Source organism: Lysobacter enzymogenes, from assembly GCF_017168095.1.
GTDB lineage: Bacteria > Pseudomonadota > Gammaproteobacteria > Xanthomonadales > Xanthomonadaceae > Lysobacter > Lysobacter enzymogenes_D.
The window spans coordinates 1-2,620 of record NZ_LXSD01000077.1; the positions used below are offsets into that span (position 1 = coordinate 1).

The 2,620-nt window shown below is 75.0% G+C and carries 1 protein-coding gene; it reads left to right on the forward strand.

The genetic code is table 11. From position 1 onward, the window contains the following. A partial coding sequence (locus tag A7A76_RS02195; RefSeq protein WP_206409663.1) for a fimbria/pilus outer membrane usher protein occupies positions 1-2,487 on the forward strand: 2,487 nt, incomplete at its 5' end. Positions 2,488-2,620: the final 133 nt, after the last annotated feature.

Below are 2,620 nucleotides of genomic sequence, written 5' to 3' on the forward strand. Positions count from 1 at the left end.
GGGCCGCAGTCGCCGCCGTTGCCGCACGCGGCGTCGCAGCCGCCGCAACGACCGGCGCAACCGCCGCCGCAACCAGCGTCGCCCGCATCCGCGTCGTCGGCCGCCGCAGCGCCCGCCGAAGCCGAACCGCAATTCGACCTGCGCTATCTGTCCGGCAGCGCGCGCCAGGCCGACCTGTCGCGCTTCGCCCGCGCCGGCGAAGTCGCGCCGGGGCGCTATCGGCTGGACCTGCGCGTCAACGGCGCGTTCGCGCTGCGCGAGGAAATCGAATTCCGCAGCGAGCCGGCCGGAACTCCCGCGCGCCCGTGTTTGAGCGGGCCGCTGCTGCGCCGGCTCGGCGTCGACCTGGCGGCGACGGCGGACGAACCCGAATGCATCGACCTGGCCGCGCGCGTCGCCCAGGCCGCGGTGCAGGTGGACTTCGCCGAGCTGTCGCTCGACCTCAGCGTGCCGCAGGCGGCGCTGCGCCGCAGCGCGCGCGGCGCGGTCGCGCCGGAGCTGTGGCAGCGCGGCGAGAACGCGCTGGTGCTGGGCTACAGCTACAGCGAAAGCGAACTGCGCGGCGACGACGGCGATTACCGCAGCCGCTACCTCGGCGTGGAGTTCGGCGCCAACCTCGGCGCCTGGCAATACCGCCAGCGCGGCGCGCTGAGCCGGGCCGACGGCGAGCCCTCGCGCTGGGACACCCAGGCCGCGTATCTGGAACGCGCACTGCCGGCGTGGTCGGGACGGCTGCAGCTGGGCCGCGCCACCGCCGGCGATCCGACCCTGGGCGTGTACGGCTTTCGCGGCGCGCGCCTGATCAAGGACGAGCGCATGGTCCCCGATTCGCTGCGCGGCTACGCGCCGGTGGTGCGCGGCACCGCCTACAGCAATGCGGTGGTGGAGATCCGCCAGCGCGGCAGCCTGTTGTATCGCAGCAACGTCGCGCCGGGGCCGTTCGAGATCGACGACCTGTACGCGGCCAGCAACGGTGGCGACCTCGAGGTGGCGGTGATCGAAGCCGACGGCCGCGCCGCCCGCTTCCGCGTCGCCAACGCCTCCAACCCGCAGCTGCGCCGCGCCGGCAGCCTGGGTTACGAATTCGTGCTCGGCCGGGTCGAGGAAACCGCGCTGTCGCAGCGGCCCGGCGTGGCCCAGGCCAGCGCGCAGTACGGGTTCTCCAACGCCTTCACCGGCTACGCCGGCGCGCTGCTCAGCGAGGGCTATCGCTCGCTGGTGCTCGGCGCGGCCTGGAACACCGATTGGGGCGCGTTCTCGCTCGACGCCAATCCGGTGCGCGCCGATGGCGTCGGCACCGCAGTGCGCTGGCGCAGCGGCTACAACCGCCGCTTCGACAACGGCCTGGTGGTGGCGGCGACCGCGGCCGCCTACACCGGCGATGCGCACCTGGACCTGTACGCCGCGCTGCGCCGGCGCGAACAACCGCTGCTCGGCGCCGACGCGCGCGGCCTGCGCGACAGCGCGCAGCTGTCGCTGAGCTGGCCGCTGGGCGCGCGCACCTCGCTGTACCTCAGCGGCTCGCGCCTGGGCTATCGCGACCGCTCCAGCAGCGGCAACTACCAGGCCGGCGTGCGCGGGCAGTGGCGCAACCTCGGCATCGTGTTCACCGCCGCGCGGGTCGACGACGCGGCCGGGCGCAGCGACGATCAGTACTTCCTCGGCCTGACCCTGCCGCTGGGGCGCGCGGCCACCGTCGCCGCCTCGCTGGAGCGCAGCGCGCGCGGCCACGACACTCGGTTGGGCGTCAGCGGCAGCCTCGGCGAAGAGGACGTGCTCGGCTACGGCGTCAGCGTCGCCGACGGCGCCGGCGGCGAGCGCAGCGGCGCGGCCAACGCGCTGTACCGCGCGCCGTTCGCGACGCTCAACGCGTCCTACGGCTGGGGCCGCGGCTATCGCCAATACGGCTGGGGCGTGGACGGCGTGGCGGTGCTGCACGCGCACGGCCTGACCCTGGGCCCGCAATACGGCGAAACCCTGGCCCTGGTCGAAGCCGACGGCGCCAGCGGCGCGCGCCTGCTCAACCAGGGCGGCGCGCGCGTGGACCGGCGCGGCTATGCGCTGGCGCCGTATCTGATTCCGTATGCGCGCAACACCGTCGAGATCGATCCGCTCAGCGCGCGCGCCCAGGTCGACATCGCCGGCACCGCGCAGACCGTGGTGCCGTTCGCCGGCGCGGTGGTGCGGGTGGCGTACCCGAGCCGCGGCGGCCGCGGCGCGATCCTGAGCGTGCGCGACGACGCCGGCGCGCCGCTGCCGTTCGCCGCCGAGGTGCTCGACGAGAGCGGCCGCAGCGTCGGCGCGGTCGCGCAGGCCAGCCGCATCTACGCCACCGGGCTGGCCGAACGCGGCCGCCTGCACGTACGCTGGGGCGCGCAAGCCGGGCGCCGCTGCACGATCGACTACGTCCTTCCTCCGCCTTCCCGCCGCAGCGAGAACGCTTATGCGCTCGTCGAAGCCGTGTGCCATCGCGATGATCCGCCCTGAACGCGGCGGGCGTTGCCTCCCGTACGCCTGCGCCATCGTCGTGTCCGGCGCCGCGGCGCTCGCCGCCGGCGCCGCGCAGGCGCAATGCGCCGCGCCGGCCGAGCGCGCCATCGCCATCGACGCGGCCATCGCG